The 17,820-nt window shown below is 38.2% G+C and carries 19 protein-coding genes; 13 read left to right on the top strand and 6 right to left on the bottom strand.

The window, feature by feature from the left end:
- Positions 1 to 36 precede the first annotated feature (36 nt).
- Positions 37 to 540: a ribonuclease E activity regulator RraA gene (rraA, locus tag GTH24_RS00400; protein ID WP_072070629.1), complete on the top strand. Its 504-nt coding sequence runs from the start codon at positions 37 to 39 to the stop codon at positions 538 to 540.
- Between the two features lie 92 nt (positions 541 to 632).
- Here the strand turns inward: rraA and zapB are convergent, their stop codons facing one another.
- Positions 633 to 875: a cell division protein ZapB gene (zapB, locus tag GTH24_RS00395; RefSeq protein WP_072070630.1), complete on the bottom strand. Its 243-nt coding sequence runs from the start codon at positions 873 to 875 to the stop codon at positions 633 to 635.
- Between the two features lie 294 nt (positions 876 to 1,169).
- Here zapB and GTH24_RS00390 point away from each other — a divergent pair, with 294 nt between their 5' ends.
- Together GTH24_RS00390 and glpK are read left to right on the top strand one after the other, a co-directional pair.
- Complete coding sequence (locus tag GTH24_RS00390) at positions 1,170 to 1,985, top strand: MIP/aquaporin family protein (protein ID WP_072070631.1); 816 nt, start codon at positions 1,170 to 1,172, stop codon at positions 1,983 to 1,985.
- A gap of 42 nt (positions 1,986 to 2,027) precedes the next feature.
- Complete coding sequence (gene glpK / locus GTH24_RS00385) at positions 2,028 to 3,557, top strand: glycerol kinase GlpK (protein WP_115351274.1); 1,530 nt, start codon at positions 2,028 to 2,030, stop codon at positions 3,555 to 3,557.
- A 99-nt stretch (positions 3,558 to 3,656) separates the two neighbouring features.
- On the opposite strand, the gene emrD is transcribed toward glpK, so the two are convergent.
- Positions 3,657 to 4,841, bottom strand: coding sequence for a multidrug efflux MFS transporter EmrD (gene emrD / locus GTH24_RS00380; protein ID WP_072070633.1), 1,185 nt, complete (start codon positions 4,839 to 4,841; stop codon positions 3,657 to 3,659).
- A 337-nt stretch (positions 4,842 to 5,178) separates the two neighbouring features.
- Between emrD and fpr the strand changes: the two genes are divergently transcribed.
- On the top strand, positions 5,179 to 5,925 hold the full coding sequence (fpr, locus tag GTH24_RS00375) for a ferredoxin--NADP(+) reductase (RefSeq protein ID WP_164525830.1): 747 nt from the start codon (positions 5,179 to 5,181) through the stop codon (positions 5,923 to 5,925).
- 69 nt (positions 5,926 to 5,994) lie between these two features.
- Here fpr and GTH24_RS00370 read toward each other — a convergent pair whose 3' ends face one another.
- Positions 5,995 to 6,426, bottom strand: a complete 432-nt coding sequence (locus tag GTH24_RS00370; RefSeq protein WP_072070635.1) for a DUF805 domain-containing protein — start codon at positions 6,424 to 6,426, stop codon at positions 5,995 to 5,997.
- A 97-nt stretch (positions 6,427 to 6,523) separates the two neighbouring features.
- On the opposite strand from GTH24_RS00370, the gene GTH24_RS00365 reads away from it, so the two are divergent.
- Together GTH24_RS00365 and tpiA are read left to right on the top strand one after the other, a co-directional pair.
- Entirely contained in the window at positions 6,524 to 7,159 is a 636-nt protein-coding gene (locus tag GTH24_RS00365; protein ID WP_072070636.1) for a DUF1454 family protein, read from the top strand.
- 106 nt (positions 7,160 to 7,265) lie between these two features.
- Positions 7,266 to 8,036 carry a triose-phosphate isomerase gene (gene tpiA, locus GTH24_RS00360; protein ID WP_069366847.1) on the top strand — a complete coding sequence of 257 codons (771 nt, stop codon included), beginning with the start codon at positions 7,266 to 7,268 and terminating at the stop codon, positions 8,034 to 8,036.
- Between the two features lie 105 nt (positions 8,037 to 8,141).
- Here the strand turns inward: tpiA and GTH24_RS00355 are convergent, their stop codons facing one another.
- Entirely contained in the window at positions 8,142 to 9,143 is a 1,002-nt protein-coding gene (locus GTH24_RS00355) for a sulfate ABC transporter substrate-binding protein (RefSeq protein ID WP_072070637.1), read from the bottom strand.
- 265 nt (positions 9,144 to 9,408) lie between these two features.
- Positions 9,409 to 10,386, bottom strand: a complete 978-nt coding sequence (pfkA, locus tag GTH24_RS00350; protein ID WP_072070638.1) for a 6-phosphofructokinase — start codon at positions 10,384 to 10,386, stop codon at positions 9,409 to 9,411.
- Between the two features lie 533 nt (positions 10,387 to 10,919).
- Here pfkA and fabG point away from each other — a divergent pair.
- Complete coding sequence (gene fabG / locus GTH24_RS00345; RefSeq protein ID WP_072070639.1) at positions 10,920 to 11,675, top strand: 3-oxoacyl-ACP reductase FabG; 756 nt, start codon at positions 10,920 to 10,922, stop codon at positions 11,673 to 11,675.
- Positions 11,676 to 11,812: 137 nt separating this feature from the next.
- On the opposite strand, the gene cpxP is transcribed toward fabG, so the two are convergent.
- Positions 11,813 to 12,373 (bottom strand): cell-envelope stress modulator CpxP, encoded by a 561-nt coding sequence (gene cpxP, locus GTH24_RS00340; RefSeq protein ID WP_072070672.1) that lies wholly within the window; start codon positions 12,371 to 12,373, stop codon positions 11,813 to 11,815.
- Positions 12,374 to 12,559: 186 nt separating this feature from the next.
- Between cpxP and cpxR the strand changes: the two genes are divergently transcribed.
- From cpxR to GTH24_RS00310, 6 genes are all read left to right on the top strand, one after another.
- Positions 12,560 to 13,258: an envelope stress response regulator transcription factor CpxR gene (gene cpxR, locus GTH24_RS00335; protein ID WP_109409897.1), complete on the top strand. Its 699-nt coding sequence runs from the start codon at positions 12,560 to 12,562 to the stop codon at positions 13,256 to 13,258.
- A gap of 12 nt (positions 13,259 to 13,270) precedes the next feature.
- Positions 13,271 to 14,662, top strand: a complete 1,392-nt coding sequence (gene cpxA / locus GTH24_RS00330) for an envelope stress sensor histidine kinase CpxA (RefSeq protein WP_115351277.1) — start codon at positions 13,271 to 13,273, stop codon at positions 14,660 to 14,662.
- Positions 14,663 to 15,029: 367 nt separating this feature from the next.
- Positions 15,030 to 16,079 carry a glycosyltransferase gene (locus GTH24_RS00325; protein WP_164525829.1) on the top strand — a complete coding sequence of 350 codons (1,050 nt, stop codon included), beginning with the start codon at positions 15,030 to 15,032 and terminating at the stop codon, positions 16,077 to 16,079.
- 13 nt (positions 16,080 to 16,092) lie between these two features.
- Positions 16,093 to 16,959, top strand: coding sequence for a glucose-1-phosphate thymidylyltransferase RfbA (gene rfbA / locus GTH24_RS00320; RefSeq protein ID WP_115351279.1), 867 nt, complete (start codon positions 16,093 to 16,095; stop codon positions 16,957 to 16,959).
- Positions 16,956 to 17,363, top strand: coding sequence for a sugar 3,4-ketoisomerase (locus GTH24_RS00315; protein ID WP_115351280.1), 408 nt, complete (start codon positions 16,956 to 16,958; stop codon positions 17,361 to 17,363). Before rfbA ends, GTH24_RS00315 begins: the two co-directional genes overlap by 4 nt.
- The gene (locus tag GTH24_RS00310) at positions 17,360 to 17,815 is read left to right on the top strand and encodes an acyltransferase (RefSeq protein ID WP_115351281.1); all 456 of its coding nucleotides are present in this window, start codon (positions 17,360 to 17,362) and stop codon (positions 17,813 to 17,815) included. The genes GTH24_RS00315 and GTH24_RS00310 overlap by 4 nt, the downstream gene beginning before the upstream one ends.
- Positions 17,816 to 17,820 lie beyond the last annotated feature (5 nt).

Here is a 17,820-nt window from a genome sequence, read left to right as displayed (position 1 = left end):
ACTGGCTCTTCCTGTGGCAACCTGACGTAATCTCCTATGAAATATGATACTTCTGAACTCTGTGATATCTATCAAGAAGATATCAATGTCGTAGAACCGCTTTTCTCAAACTTTGGTGGTCAAAGTGCCTTTAGTGGGCAAATCATCACCGTAAAATGTTTTGAGGATAATGGCCTGCTTTATGACTTACTTGAAGAAAATGGCAAAGGCCGTATTCTCTTAGTCGATGGCGGTGGCTCTGTACGTAAAGCCTTAATTGATGCTGAACTCGCACAACTCGCCGTTTCTAATGAATGGGAAGGTATTGTGGTTTACGGTGCAGTGCGTCAAGTTGACGCATTATCAGAGCTTGATTTAGGTATTCAAGCCATGGCGGCAATACCCGCAGGTTGCCCGAGTGAAGGTATTGGTGAAAGTGATATCCGTGTCAATTTTGGCGGTGTTACGTTCTTCTCTGGTGATTATCTTTATGCCGATAACACAGGGATCATCTTATCAGAAGAGCCTTTAGGCTTAGATGAAGATTTAATTGAAGAATAATTTTACTTTTATCTGCTTTCTTATGAATTAAGATACAAAAGCCACCGTCTGGTGGCTTTTGTTTTTAGGCTTCAGAGACAAAACAAAGACAATTATTGTACATCTTCCATTTTGCCTAACAGGGCGCGTAAACGCTCTTGCCAGCTTGATTGCTCTTGTTTCAGTTCTTCGTTTTCACGAACAAGCGCTTCTTGCGATCCTTTAGTTGCTTGAACTTCTTGGTTCAGCGCATCATTTTTTTCTTTTAGCTCTTCAATTTCCATCTGTAATAACGTGATGGTATCAATAGCTTGTTGTACTTTTGATTCTAACTTTTCGAAAACTTCAAATGACATACTGTAATCCCCCATATAATCGATACTTCCGATTGTAAGTAGCCTATCAACAACTGTCTAGCATCTTCCGTGGAATTACATTCTTTTTTCAATTTATCAAAAATACTGGTCAGATCACATTACAAATGTCGAACAAGTCACTAATTAAGAGCGTTTTCACTCATTTTCTTGATGAGACACACAAATTTCAATTTCGCTTATTCTCGTTTACGCTCATTAACGATAAATTTACAGTTATCTTTTCAATTCGAAAAGAATACTAACAATAAATAACCCTCTTTCAGGATAGAATATATGAGCCAGACGAAAACCTCTCTTACAGGTCAATGTCTTTCTGAGTTTATCGGAACCGCATTGCTAGTCTTCTTCGGCCTTGGTTGTGTTGCAGCAGCACGTATCGCTGGTGCTCAGCTAGGTCTTTGGGAGATAAGTATTATCTGGGGGCTGGGTGTTGCCTTAGCCGTTTATCTTACCGCGGGCACATCTGGTGCTCACCTGAACCCTGCTGTTACCGTTGCATTTTGGTTGTTTGCCTGCTTTGAGCGCAGAAAAGTTGTTCCTTATATTATTGCACAAATGCTAGGTGGCTTCTTTGCTGCCGCTGTTGTTTACTTTATGTACTACAGCGTTTTTCTCGACTACGAACAAGTTAATGGCATTGTCAGAGGCTCACAAGAAAGTCTCTTCACTGCCGGTGTATTCTCTACTTATCCCGCAGCTCAAATTTCTGTTGCACAAGCCTTTGTTGTTGAAATCATTATCGCCGTTATCTTAGTTGGCTTAATTTTAGCACTTACTGATGACGGTAACGGGGTTCCTAAAGGTCCTCTGGCCCCTCTATTAATCGGTATTTTAATCGCTGTTATTGGTGGTGCATTTGGTCCATTAACCGGATTCGCCCTAAACCCTGCCCGTGACTTTGGTCCGAAACTGGTTGCGTACTTTGCTGGCTGGGGTGATATTGCACTGACTGGTGGACGTGATATTCCTTATTTCTTAGTTCCAATGATTGCTCCATTTATCGGTGGTATCTTGGGTGCATTGGCTTACCGTAAATTAATTGGCCGTCACTTACCTTGCGATACCTGCAAAATTGAAGACGATAAATAATACTTAGAGCAAGATTGTTGATTATCAGAACAGGTTACTAACATGACAACAGAAACAAATACATCAAGCGAAAAAAAATACATTGTTGCACTTGATCAGGGTACAACCAGCTCACGTGCCGTAGTTATTGATCACGATGCAAATATCGTCAGTATCTCACAACGCGAATTCACTCAAATTTATCCTAAGCCAGGCTGGGTTGAACATGATCCAATGGAAATTTGGGCAACACAAAGTGCAACCTTAGTTGAAGTATTAGCAAAAGCAGATATTCCATCTGATCATGTAGCGGGTATTGGTATCACAAACCAACGTGAAACTACCATTGTATGGGATAAAGAAACGGGTAAACCTGTTTATAACGCAATTGTATGGCAATGTCGTCGTACTGCCGATTTCTGTACCCGCTTAAAAGATAAAGAAGGTGTTGAAGAATATATTCGTCAAAACACAGGTTTAATGGTTGACCCTTATTTCTCTGGTACAAAATTAAAGTGGATCCTCGACAACGTCGAAGGTGCGCGTGAAAAAGCAGAAAATGGTGAATTGTTATTTGGTACTGTCGACACTTGGTTAGTTTGGAAAATGACACAAGGCCGTGTTCACGTTACCGATTTCACTAACGCTTCACGTACTATGTTATTTAACATTCACTCTTTAGATTGGGATCAGAAAATCCTCGATCTGCTGGATATTCCCCGCAATATGTTACCAAAAGTGGTGCCATCTTCAGAAGTTTATGGCCAAACCAACATTGGTGGTAAAGGGGGTACTCGTATTCCTATCGCGGGTATGGCAGGTGACCAACAAGCTGCACTTTATGGTCAACTTTGCGTACAAAGTGGTATGGCGAAAAATACCTATGGTACAGGCTGCTTCTTACTGATGAATACAGGTACAGAAGCTGTTCGCTCTAATCATGGTTTGTTAACAACTATCTGCTGTGGCCCTCGTGGCGAAGTGAACTATGCCTTAGAAGGTGCCGTATTCGTTGGTGGTGCATCCATTCAATGGTTACGTGATGAGTTAAAACTCATTGATGAAGCAACCGACTCTGAATACTTTGCAACTAAAGTTAACGACACTAATGGTGTCTATGTTGTTCCTGCCTTTACCGGCTTAGGCGCACCATATTGGGATCCGTATGCCCGCGGTGCTATTTTTGGTTTAACCCGTGGTGCTAACCGTAATCATATTATTCGTGCAACCTTAGAATCTATCGCTTACCAAACACGTGATGTTTTAGATGCAATGCAAGCCGATTCCGGTGCACGTTTACAATCATTGCGTGTTGATGGTGGTGCGGTTGCCAATAACTTCTTGATGCAATTCCAGTCCGATATTTTAGGCACTCGTGTTGAACGTCCTGTTGTCCGTGAAAGTACAGCATTAGGTGCAGCATTCCTTGCGGGTCTTGCTATTGGTTTCTGGAATGATTTAGAAGAAGTTAAAAATAAAGCGGCGATTGATAAAGAATTCCGCCCTGGTATTGAAACCACTGAACGTAACTATCGTTACAATGGTTGGAAAAAAGCCGTTGCCCGAGCACAAGAATGGGAAGATCGCGGTTAATAATTTAAAAGTTGAGAGAGAAGTAGCCTAGGCTACAAAACCAAAATGCCGAGAAATTCTATTCTCGGCATTTTTTATTTAATTTACTACGCTAATGATCTAAATAGTATGTTCTTCATGGCTAAAACGGTGAGCCAAAGGAAGCCAACAAAGCATAATGGCCACTGACATAGCAAACATAATCATACCTAAGCTAAATTGATTGTGTTGTGGTAACAAGGCTGAAAACCATGTTGCAACACCTGATCCTACATTTTGTAATCCACCCACCAGAGCACCCGCAGAGCCTGCTAAATACGGAAATGGCTCCATTGCACCCGTTGTTGCTAATGGAAATAACATACCAGCACCAAAGAAAAATAGTGCGGCAGGTACCAGAAGAGTCCAAATATTAATGATATTTAGCCAACCGGGGAGCCACATTAAAATACCGGCTGATAAACAACAAAAAACAGAGTGCCACATCAATTGCACAAAGGTTTTACCTTCACGACCAGCATACCAAGCCCCAAAGAATGCGGCAGGGATCGGTAAAATAAATAATATACTGATAGTAATACTATTTAAGCCTAATACTCCGCCCATTAAGACACCGCTTGATGCCTCAAAAACCGCAATACCTGATAATGCACAAATTAGCATAATCAAAAATGCACTGAAGGTACTATTGGAAAGCAGCAAGTAAAATGAGGACAGCATTTTACGTTTCTCAACTTGTACTGGGCGAGTTTCGGGCATCCAACGATACATACAAAAAAGAACACTACTTCCCAATAATAATAAGAAGATATAACACGCATGCCAGCCAAAGAAGTGAGCGACAACACCACCAATCATCGGCGCTAATAATGGGCTAACTAAAACCCCCATGTTTAACAAACTATTGGCGTAACGTAATGCCGTACCTGTATATAAATCACGAGGTTGAGTACGTGTCATGACACCGGCCACACCTGTTCCCATCCCTTGTAAGGTACTTGCAATAACCAGCGTGGTTAAATTTTGTGAGAAAATCGCTACCAGTGTTGATAAACAAAAAATCGTCATTCCGACTAAAATAACAGGGCGACGCCCTACTTTATCGGAGATAGGCCCATAAATGAGCTGTGAAAAACCATAAGAAAAAAGATAAGCACCCATTACTTGCTGTACAGCACCTGTCGGTTCACCAAAATAAACCGCCATATCCGCAATCACTGGAACATAGATGGTTTGCGTCATTTGACCCACAGCAACCAGTGCAATTATCAATAATAATAGATTTGCATGCTCTAACTTTCTCATTTCTTTTCTTTGCTCAGGAATTTCAAATAAATAAATTAACGGACAGGCGTACACTACAGAGAATTTATAAAAATAAACTCTGCAAAATATACACCTTTTAAGAATGAGACTAAGTTAACAAATTTGTAGAAATTTGCGAGATAGTCAGCAATTTTTGTACACCGCCTAATGTCAGAGAAAAACACCATAATTGTCAATATAAATGTACATATTGTGTCATTCATTGACAAAATTTCAGATAAATAACATCACCACATCATCTTGATAAATAAAAAATCGCTTCCTATTTAGAATGAATAAGCGACATAAACGCGTTTATCGTAAGGAGATAACCTCTATGGCAAATTGGGTGAATGGAAAAGTTATCCAAGTTAATCGCTGGACTGACACGTTAATAAGTCTTGTTGTAAATGCCCCAGTTGATAAATTTACAGCGGGACAATTTGCAAAATTAGCATTAGATATTGATGGCGAACGAGTGCAACGCGCCTATTCTTATGTGAATGCGCCGAATGATCCTAACTTAGAATTTTATCTGGTGACTGTACCCGAAGGAAAATTAAGCCCTAAATTAAGTGCTCTAGAAATAGGGGATGAATTACTTGTCACAGAACAAGCTAGTGGCTTTTTTGTATTAGAAGAAGTTCCTAGTGCCAATACACTTTGGATGCTTTCTACAGGAACAGCCATAGGGCCTTTTTTATCAATTTTACAATTAGGCCAAGATCTGGATAGATTTGAAAATATCGTTCTTGTTCATGCAGTTCGATATGCTAATGACTTAAGTTATCTCCCTTTAATGGAAAAACTCGTTGAGCGTTACCAAGGGAAATTACGTATTCAAACTATTGTTAGCCGTGAAAATCATATTGGCTCATTAACAGGTCGTATCCCTGCATTAATTGAAAGTGGTGCCTTAGAAAAAACGGTAGGCTTAATCATTTCTCCAGAAGAGAGCCATATTATGTTATGTGGTAACCCACAAATGGTAAGAGATACCCAACAGCTATTAAAAGAACAACGAGAAATGCGTAAACACTTACGACGTAAACCAGGGCATATCACCAGTGAACAATATTGGTAATATGAACAGAAGAATAAATAAGGGCAATTTTCTCTTTTGCCCTTATCTGATTTATTTTAATAAAAAGGATTAGCGCCAGCGACGGTAATTCACTTGCTCTGTGTGTTTACCAAAGTAGTTTTCACTTTGATTGCCAATAAATACGCCACAATCAAGCAACATAATCATCCCAATAAAGGAAGGAAGAAAACGCCCCATCGCCCACTGCCAAAAAGGTTCTAAACTACTTGTATCAGCCAGTCCTAGCATCACGGCAAGTAAAAGCAATAAAAGCCATATTCCTCTTTTATTTCTATCATGGAGTCTTTTAGTAAAAATCGCACACAAAGGATACAGAATAAAGAAGATCAATACCCACGTTACAATGGCAGGTAATGGATAAATCATATCATTGATAATAAAAAGGCCTAAAAAAAGAGCAAAACAAGCACCTAAACCTGCCCAGAAATCACGACGTCCAATTCGCCCTTTGAATGAAAATGCCCAATGTTGTAAGGTCATAAATTCTCAATAATTTACTTAATGTGTGAATTACACTGTCCATTTAGTATCAAATAATACAGACTAGCCAATAACAGCACTGACAAACGGAGGACAGATGATAAAAGAAAGTACACTTTCTACGTTATACCTGATAATCATAAGCATTGCTCTTTGTTTGCCAACTACTGTTTTTGCAACAGGGATATCTGTCGCACAAAAACAGCCCACTAAAGATGATATCGCCTATCTTAAACAGGATGCCCCCGTTTTTGAGATAACGATCCCAGAGCTACGAGCAAAATTCAACCAACAAAATCCATTGCTCTCGCTTAATGAATATAAAATTATCACTAATCACGATATTGCCATTCCGCTTGTCAGAGCCGCAACTCGTATTACACCTTATCTTTACTCTTCAGCAATATTAGAACGTGGTAGTGAAAAAATTAAAAGCCTACAACTGACGCTTATCCACACACCAGACTCACCTGAATTAGAAAAAATGAACCGTGAGTTCACCACACAATATATTATGACTTTGATCGCTCAATTTGACCCTTCAATAACGCCTACACAAATTCAAGAAGTTCTCGATTTGTTTGCATTTAAAAACCAAACTCCGGCTTATGTAAGCCATAATGTTGGCGCAATCCGCTATATTATTGCGCATGAAGGTGAACAATTAACAACCTTTGCTATTGAACCGATTAAGCTTTCTTTAAACAGCAAGATCGTTTCAGCTATTCCGTGATAAAAAACAAAGCTATTCTATTCATTGTTCTCTATACTGTTGTGTATCAACAAAATTCATGTTTATTAGCAAACTAAATTTAAACCACTCGGTTGGAGGAAAAGTTATGCGCCATCCATTAGTCATGGGTAACTGGAAACTCAACGGCAGCATTCATATGGTTCATGAATTAATCGCTGCACTACGTAAAGAAGTTAGCGGTGTTGCAGGTTGTGATGTTGCTATCGCACCACCCGCAGTTTACCTATGCCAAGCACGCCATGAGATTGGTGGAAGCCGTATTGCATTAGGTGCTCAAGATACAGGTGTTAACTTATCGGGCGCTTTTACTGGTGAAACTTCAGCAGAAATGCTGAAAAACGTTGATGTTAAATACGTTATCATTGGTCACTCTGAGCGTCGTACTTATCATAAAGAATCTGACGAGTTTATCGCTCAAAAATTCGGCGTGTTAAAAGAGCTAGGTTTAACACCAGTATTATGTATTGGTGAAACCGAAGCAGAAAACGAAGCGGGTAAAACACAAGAAGTCTGTGCTCGCCAAATCGATGCTGTTTTAAATGCTCATGGTGCAGCTGCATTTAAAGATGCGGTTATTGCTTATGAACCAATCTGGGCTATCGGTACCGGTAAATCTGCAACTCCAGCACAAGCGCAAGCTGTCCATAAATTTATTCGTGATCATATCGCGAAGAAAGATGCCGCTATCGCTGAACAAGTTATCATCCAATATGGTGGTTCTGTTAACGATAAAAATGCAGCTGAACTGTTTGGTCAACCAGACATTGATGGCGCATTAGTCGGTGGCGCTTCACTGAAAGCTGATGCATTTGCCGTTATCGTTAAAGCAGCAGCACAAGCGAAAGCGAAAAAATAATTTTTATCTTTCAGGCTTACGCCTTTAATGGATAAAAAATAAAGAAAATCACCTTGCTGAATATAAAACCAGAAGGTGATTTTTTTGTTTTTGCTTTATGACACATCAACGACGACTTATTTCATCAAACACACCACCTGTCGCAAAATGTATTTTCTGTGCTGATTGCCAATCACCAAAAACCTCATCAATCGTAAATAGTTCGAGTTTTGGGAAACTGTTCTGGTATTTTTCAGCAATCACTTTATCTCTAGGGCGATAATAGTTTTTTGCTGCAATCTCTTGTCCCTGTGGTGAGTAAAGATAGTCTAAATACGCTGTGGCAATTTCTCGTGTTCCTCGTTTATCGACAATTTTATCCACTACAGATACCGTAGGCTCTGCAAGAATAGAAACCGAAGGTGTAATAATCTCAAACTTATCAGCACCTAATTCATTAATTGCCAATAATGCCTCGTTTTCCCATGCAATCAATACATCACCAATACCCCGCTCAACAAATGTATTGGTTGCACCTCGCGCTCCTGAATCTAACACTTCAACTTGCTGATAAAGTGCTTTCACGAATGCTTTTGCTTTTTCGCTATCTTGATGATTAGCTTTTAACCCATATCCCCAAGCGGCAAGATAGTTCCATCTTGCACCACCAGAAGTTTTAGGGTTAGGTGTAATAATGGAAATACCTGGGTTTATCAGTGAATTCCAATCCGTTATCTGCTTAGGATTTCCTTTTCTCACCAGAAAAACAATCGTTGAAGTGTAAGGAGCGGAGTTATCAGGTAGTCGTGTTATCCATTGCTTATCAATACTTCCTCTTTGTGCAATCGCATCAATATCATAGGCAAGAGCTAATGTCACAACATCAGCCTCAATACCATTAATAACCGACGTGGCTTGTTTTCCTGATCCACCATGCGATTGACGAATAGTAACTCTATCTCCCGTTTTCTGTTCCCAATATTGACTAAACGCTTGGTTATACTGTTGATAAAGCTCCCTTGTCGGATCATAAGAAACATTTAATAACTGAATATCTTTAGCCCATAAATTATTAGAAAAAAGCAATGCGACTAAAGTCGTTGATAATAAACCCCATTGTTTAAACATATCTCTCCATCCCCTATCGTTAAATATTTAGCTAGGCTGACAGAAAGTTTTATAACGATGAAATAACAAAAAGCCGATTGATATACACAACAGGAATATAACTATCTATACAAGGGATGTTAGGCAATGTTGATGGAGAATAAGATTATTAAATGAAATGTTTTCACTCGAGAAACTACTCTGACACGGAGACAACATGTATCAGAGTAGTTCACGAATAAGGATAGTACTCAGAAAGGCTAGGGTATTACGATAACACTATTGATTAATAGAGTTTTTTCGCTGTTTCATACCAATCAGCTTTAAAGACACGTTTCATATTCATAACCGCATCAATAATATCATGGTGAACCAGTTTTTCATTTTGAATACCAACACAACGACCGCCGTAACCTTCTAATAGCAGTTGTACAGAATAAGCACCCATACGTGAGGCTAAAATACGATCGTAAGCAACAGGGGAACCACCACGTTGAATATGACCTAATACTGTTGCACGTGTTTCATGTTTAGTTTCAGCTTCAATAAAACGAGCTAATTCATGCACATCACAAACGTGTTCTGTGATTGCGACGATTGCGTGGCGTTTACCACGCTCAATACCCGCTTTGATTTCCGCCAGCAGCTCATCGCGATTAAACGGTAATTCTGCCTCAGGTAGAACAACAAATTCACATCCACCTGCGATTGCCGCAGATAAAGTTAAGTCGCCACAATAACGGCCCATCACTTCTACAATAGAGATACGTTTGTGAGACGTTGAAGTATCACGTAAACGGTCGATTGCTTCAACTGCCGTTTCTAACGCCGTGAAATAACCAATGGTGTAGTCAGTACCTGCTACGTCATTATCGATTGTGCCGGGTAAACCGATACAAGGAAAACCAGCTTCCGTTAATTTTTTCGCACCTAAATAAGAACCATCACCGCCAATAACAACTAAAGCATCAAGCTCATTTTGTTTCATGTTATCGATGGCAACAGCACGCACATTGTCTTCACGGAATTCAGGGAAACGAGCAGAACCAAGGAATGTACCACCACGGTTGATCATATCTGACACGCTAAAACGGTCGAGTTTTTTCATGCGATTTTCATATAGCCCCATATAGCCATCAAAAATCCCATAAACCTCTAAACCTTCACTTAGTGCGGCACGAACAACACCACGGATCGCGGCATTCATTCCGGGTGCATCACCACCACTTGTTAAAACCCCAATTCTTTTGATCCCATTGACCATGATTACCTCTGATTCTTATTCGATGTAATTATTGCAAAATTGTTGGAATAACTTTTTATTTCAATATCGGCTTATCTGGTGTTATTTTCCGATATCGCAAATGCTGAATTGATTCAACAATACCATTGTACGCATATTTTTTACCAGTTCATCATTATCGTACATTTTTTTTCATAAACTTGATGCGCATTAAACTAATCAGACAGTCTGTATAAAGTTTAGACTAGCTTATCTCAAATGTGTTTCACTAATAAGTTAACACTTTTTATACAGACACTTTACTGCCTTTTTGCATTCACCTCAAAAAAACGCTATTTATGCTAAAAAATAGCATCGGCATATTTTGATAAATATTCAGTTTTTCTCTAGTACAGCATTCTATCTGACGTTTATCTCTCTATTTCGTGATGACATCCATTCAACGAAAATAATTATCTAAGGTACATTTGTGACCCACAACAAAGTTCTCTGGGTGATTTACCGCTTTTCAACCTAGACTGATACAGTAGAACTCACACTTAATAGGAGGTTTTATGTTTGATTTAACGGGTAAAATCGCTTTGGTTTCAGGTGGTGCAAAAGGCATTGGTAAAGGTATTGTCATCGCTCTAAAAAAGAGTGGAGCTAAGGTGATTATTGCGGATATTGATGATGTTGCTGGCAATAAAACAAAACAAGAATTAAATGTCGGTTTTATGCACCTTGATGTCACTCAGCAATCCGCCTGTGAAAAAGTGGTTGATGATGTCGTAAAAGAATATGGCAAACTTGATATTCTTTGTTCCAATACTGGCATTTTCCCTCAAGCAACGATTAAAGAGATGACCGAAGCTGATTGGGATAAAATGCATACAGTTAATTTGAAAGGTATGTTCTTTTTAGTGAAAGCAGCTCTTCGTGTAATGGAGAAACAAAAACAAGGTCGCGTGATTATCACCTCATCCATTACAGGAGCAATCACAGGCTATCCAGGTTGGAGCCACTACGGCGCAAGTAAAGCAGGACAACTTGGCTTTATGCGTAGCGCAGCATTAGAATATGCTCGTCATGGTATTACCATTAATGCCGTGATGCCGGGAAATATCCTCACTGAAGGCTTACAAGCCCAAGGTGAAGCATATTTAAATCAGATGAAGGCTTCTATCCCAACACATACTTTAGGTGAGCCAGAAGATATCGGCTACGCCGCCGCCTTCTTTGCCTCAAATGAAGCAAAATATATTACAGGCCAGACAATTATCGTCGATGGTGGACAGATTTTACCTGAATCGCCAGAAGCGTTGTTGTAGATTTTGGGCAAAAAAAAGCCCCTCTCCAGAGGGGCTGCAAAAGACAGGGATGGTGTCTATGGCAAGGAAAAAACTTCGTTGTTGCTACTTACTCTCTAACTAGGTACTGCTGCACTACACTCTTACTTACTTCATTACTAATTCTGCTGACCTTGTTGGTCAAAATCTGACATTTGCTGTTGGTAATTCTTTTCCAACTGCGCTTTCTGTTCTGGGGTTAATAACTGATACATCTGATTATGGACTTTCGCCATTTCAACATGGCGCTCAATCGCTTGTTTATCCATATCCTGCATTTGTGCTCTTACTGCTGCTTCATCAAATTGAGGTGCAGTAACTAATTTATGCATATTCTCATGACGTTGACGGTAGTTTCCGTTATATCTGTCTTGATGATGCTGGCGCATTAAATCGCGCATTTGAGTACGTTGTTGCTCAGTTAATGTGATACCGTTAAACATATGAGATCCGCCATAATTGCGATCCATCATATGTCCACCGTTATTCATCATATGGCCACGTTGTCCGCGGTGACCTCTATAATCACGGTCGCCATGCATACCATAGCCATAACCGCAGTGATAATTACCATTATATTGTTGCTCAGTAGGCGGATTGGTATTTGCGGTTTCTGCTAATACCACCGTCGGAGCTGCTAAAAACATTGATGCTAATGCAACTACTGCTACTTTACGCATTGCTCTTACTCCTAAACTCGGTGATTAATACCGACCTAATTAATGCTACCTAAATATGTGTAATTCTTTGCTATGTGGATTACTATACAGTTGCGGCTGCAAACTAGCGTCAGAGCGTGTAAAAGAACGTAAAGTCATAGATTCGCGCTATTTATTATCGTATTTTTCTCTTGGAGGAATTGACGAATGCATAAAATCTTATTAGTAGATGACGATCGCGAATTAACATCGCTATTGAAAGAACTGCTTGAAATGGAAGGCTTTAATGTTGTAATCGCCTCTGATGGCGAACAAGCACTTAAACTTTTGGATGCTTCTATCGACTTGTTATTACTGGATATTATGATGCCACGTAAAAACGGGATTGAGACACTCAAAGAGTTACGCCAAAATTTCCAGACCCCTGTCATCATGTTAACGGCAAGAGGCAGTGATCTTGACCGAGTACTTGGTTTAGAACTTGGTGCTGATGACTATTTACCAAAACCTTTTAATGATAGAGAACTGGTTGCTCGTATCAGAGCTATTTTACGTCGTTCTAACTGGAGCGAACAAAAACAGACTGATAGCAATACATCTCCAACATTACAGGTTGATAAACTACAACTTAACCCAGGCCGACAAGAAGCGAGTTTTGATGACGAACCGCTAGAGTTAACAGGAACTGAGTTTACTTTGCTTTATCTACTTGCTCAGCATTTGGGACAAGTCGTATCACGCGAACATCTAAGTCAAGAAGTGCTTGGTAAGCGCTTAACACCTTTTGATAGAGCGATTGATATGCATATTTCCAATTTACGCCGTAAATTACCAGAAAGAACAGATGGACAACCGTGGTTCAAGACTTTACGTGGACGTGGTTATCTGATGGTTTCAATAACTTGATAAATATTCTTTATGATAAATAGTCTGTCAGCGCGTATTTTTGCAATATTCTGGCTGACGCTAGCATTAGTTCTTATGCTAGTTATGATGGTTCCAAAGCTGGACTCGCGCCAGCTTACACCTCTTTTAGAGAGTGAATACCGTCAAGGTGTTATGCTAGAACAACATATTGAAGCGGAATTAGCTCAAGATCCCGCAAACGATCTCCTTTGGTGGCGTCGATTAATTCGCGCTATTGATAAATGGGCACCACCTGGTCAGCGTTTAATTATCGTAACCAGTGAAGGACGCATTATCGGCGCTCAACGTAATGAGATGCAGGTTGTCAGAAATTTTATTGGTCAATCTGATAACGCCGATCACCCTAAAAAGAAAAAATATGGCCGTTCTGAGATGTTAGGGCCATTTTCAGTAAGAGATGGTGAAGATCATTACCAGCTTTATCTTGTTCGTCCATCAAGTAGCCCCCAATCTGATTTTATCAACTTATTATTTGATAAACCGTTATTGCTACTCATATTTACCATGCTTATCAGCACACCGTTATTAGTGTGGCTTTCTTGGAGCCTAGCAAAACCAGCAAGACAACTTAAGAATGCGGCTGATGATGTTGCGAAAGGTAATTTACGTCCTCATCCTGAACTAGAAACGGGTCCTCAAGAGTTTTTAGCGGCAGGTACCAGCTTTAATCAGATGATAAGTGCCCTCGAACGCATGGTTGAGGCACAACAACGATTGATTTCTGATATTTCTCACGAGCTTCGCACACCATTAACACGCTTACAATTAGCAAGTGCATTGTTGCGTCGTCGTAGTGGTGAAAGCAAAGAGCTAGAACGTATCGAAACAGAAACTCAGCGCCTTGATGGTATGATTAATGACTTGCTAGTACTTTCTCGTAATCAACATAAAAATGAGTTATTACGTGAAACGGTAAAAGCCAACGAGCTATGGGATGACATTTTAGATAACGCTAAATTTGAAGCTGAACAAAGTAATAAGACACTGCAAGTCACAACGCCTCCGGGAGCATGGCCTATTTACTGCAATCCATATTCTCTGGCGAGTGCATTTGAAAATATTGTTCGTAATGCCCTGCGTTATTCAAATTCTCGCATTGAAGTTGCCTTTACTGAACAAAATCAAGGTATCACCATTATTGTTGATGATGATGGCCCAGGTGTTAGCCCTGAAGATAGAGAACATATCTTCCGACCATTTTATCGCACTGACGAAGCAAGAGATCGTGAATCAGGTGGGACAGGCTTAGGATTAGCCATTGTTGAAACAGCAGTAAGCCAACATAGAGGCCATGTTAAAGCTGATGATAGCCCATTAGGCGGGCTGAGGGTTGAGATTTGGTTGCCGAGAGCGGGCGCTAGTAATAAATCACCAACAGCTTAATAGAGTAATTAAACTGTTGTATCAAAATATACTGCCATCTATTGAAGAATAGGTGGCATATTCTTTTTGTTAGCGCCTAACGATGTAATTCAGAATGATCTGGCTGAATCAACCGCTATTCCAGTATTTATATATCCTCAATCAATGCTAAAATACCCAGCTATTACTTGACCGTCTAGTTTGAAGAGTCTACTCTCAGTGCGGCTTTTTACATATTGTTAAAGTATACTTATATAATAAAACTCTTATATTACAAAAAGATAAGGGTTTTTCAAGATAAATTTTGGCGCTCTGGGGGCCGTAAACCCAGTGCGGTAGCTTTAATAATTTTATCGCATAACATAAAAAAATTAAAAATAACTTATATATGAAAAAGAAATCCATCCTTATCTATGGTGAATACAGTGGTTATGGAAAATCATTAGCAGATGGTTTTAAACAATTGGGTTATAAATCAGAAGTATTTAGTTTTTCTGGTGATGGTTTTAAAAAAATAAACTCAGGACTAACTCTTTCTGGAGAAACTAAACTCCAAAAATATTTATCAATCATAAAGTTAATCCCTACCTTTTTGAAATTTAAAAATATAATAATTATTAATCCTGAGTTTGTAAGTCGAAAAAATTTAGGGCTTTTAATGCTATTAGTTTTTAAATTAACAAGAAAACGAATTATCTTAATGGCTTGTGGAGATGATACTCCATTTATAAAATATGGTTTAGAAGGACTTATCCCTAATTGGCCATACTCAGATATCCCTCTTCCACAAAAAGATTATTTTTTAAAGGAAAAAGATATTGTTACTAACAATTTAGTTGCTTCTTTTGCCTTTAAAATAATCCCAGTTATGTATGACTATAGAGTGAGCTGGGAGCAAACTAAATTTAAATATAAATTAACTGAGACAATCCCTCTAGCTTGTGATGGCCAATTACAACCGATAAAGTCCGTAAATAAAAAAATAGTCATTATGCATGGTATTAATAGAGCAGGCTTTAAAGGATCGGAAATAATTAAATCAGCTTTAAATGAAATAAAGAAAATTTATTCTGATAACGTGGAAATAATTTATCCAGAACAATTATCTCTAACAGAATACTTACAAGTAATGAAAAAAGTAGATATTTCAATAGACCAAACAAAATCTAACTCATATGGGATGAATGCCATTTATAGTATGTTCTCTGGTCATGTAGTTTTAGCACCTGCAAATGATTTATTCCTTAATGATATAAATCTCAAAAACTCTCCAATTATAAAAATTAAGAATACTAAAGAAAGTATTATTAATGCATTAACTATTTTAATTGAGAACAGAGATAAGATTGATGATATCAAAAAAGAATCACAAAATTATGCTAAAAATATACATTCACCTATGGTGGTAGCCAAACAAATAGAGAAATATTTAATTTAAAAAGAGATTGAAAATGAAAGGTATCATTTTAGCCGGTGGCTCAGGAACAAGACTTTATCCAATCACAATGGGTGTATCCAAACAGTTATTACCTGTTTATGATAAACCTATGATTTATTATCCTTTATCTGTATTGATGCTCGCAGGTATTAAAGAAATACTGATTATTACAACGCCAGAAGATCAAGAAGGTTTTCAACGTCTTTTAAACGATGGTTCTCAATTTGGTATTTCTATTCAATATGCAATACAACCAAAACCTGAAGGATTAGCCCAAGCATTTATTATCGGTGAAGAATTTATTGGCAGTGATAGTGTCTGCTTAGTTTTAGGGGATAATATATTTTGGGGGCAGGGATTCTCGCCAAAACTAATAAATGCAGCTAATAAAAAAAATGGTGCTACGATTTTTGGATATGAAGTACAAGACCCTGAAAGATTTGGAGTTGTTGAGTTTGATAATCAATTTAATGCACTTTCTATTGAAGAGAAACCTAAAAAACCAAAATCTAATTTTGCTGTAACTGGCTTATATTTTTATGATAATAACGTCATTAATATTGCTAAAGATATAGAACCATCAGAACGCGGTGAGCTAGAAATAACAACTATTAACCAAGTCTATTTACAACAGAATAAATTAAGTGTTGAGCTATTGGGTCGTGGTTTTGCTTGGTTAGATACAGGAACTCACGATAGTTTACTTGATGCCGGTACTTTTGTTGAAACCATCGAAAAAAGGCAAGGATTTAAAATAGCTTGTTTAGAAGAAATTGCATATAAACAAAAGTGGATTTCAAAAGAAAAACTACAAATTGCCACAGAATTACATAATAAAAATAGCTATGGAAAATACTTAGAGAAATTAATAACAGCATGAATAAATTAATAAAAACAATTGAATTTAAAACTCTTGGTGATAGTAGAGGCTCTCTGGTATCCCTAGAAAGTAACAACAATATACCATTCGATATAAAGCGAACTTATTATATTTTTAATACAGATAAAGATGTATCGAGAGGATTTCATGCCCATAAAGAATTAAGGCAGCTAGCTATTTGCTTAAAAGGTAGTTGCGATTTTATTATGGATGATGGTAAGACAAGAGAAAAAATTGCTTTAAATTCGCCTAATGTAGGTTTAATTATTGATGCCATGCAATGGCATGAAATGCATAATTTTTCTGAAGACTGCATTATACTTGTATTAGCAGACAATATATATGATGAATCTGATTATATTAGAGATTATGATACCTTTCAAAAGAGCATAATAACAATATGATACATCCATTAAGTGACGTAAAAAGTAACAGTATCGGTTCAGGCACAAGAGTATGGCAATATAGTATTATTTTTCAAAATGCCGTTATTGGTAATGATTGTAATATCTGTGCTCATACTCTTATCGAAAATGATGTCATTATTGGCAATAATGTGACTGTAAAATCCGGCGTTTATATATGGGATGGAATAAGAATTGATGATAACGTTTTTATCGGGCCATCAGTTACATTTACTAATGATATTTTCCCAAGGTCTAAACAATACCCTGAAAAATTCACAATAACTCAAATAAATAAAGGTGCTTCAATCGGAGCTAACGCTACTATCCTTGCAGGAGTTACTTTAGGTGAAAACTGTATGATTGGCGCAGGAAGTGTTGTTGTAAAAGATATTCCAGCTAATGCAGTTGTAATTGGTAATCCCGCAAGAATAATTCGTTTTATAAAATAGAGAAA

It is taken from the genome of Proteus vulgaris, from assembly GCF_011045815.1.
In the GTDB taxonomy this organism is placed as follows: Bacteria; Pseudomonadota; Gammaproteobacteria; order Enterobacterales; family Enterobacteriaceae; genus Proteus; species Proteus vulgaris_B.
The sequence above is the reverse complement of the archived record's forward strand: the minus strand, read 5'-3'. Positions and strand labels throughout refer to the sequence as shown.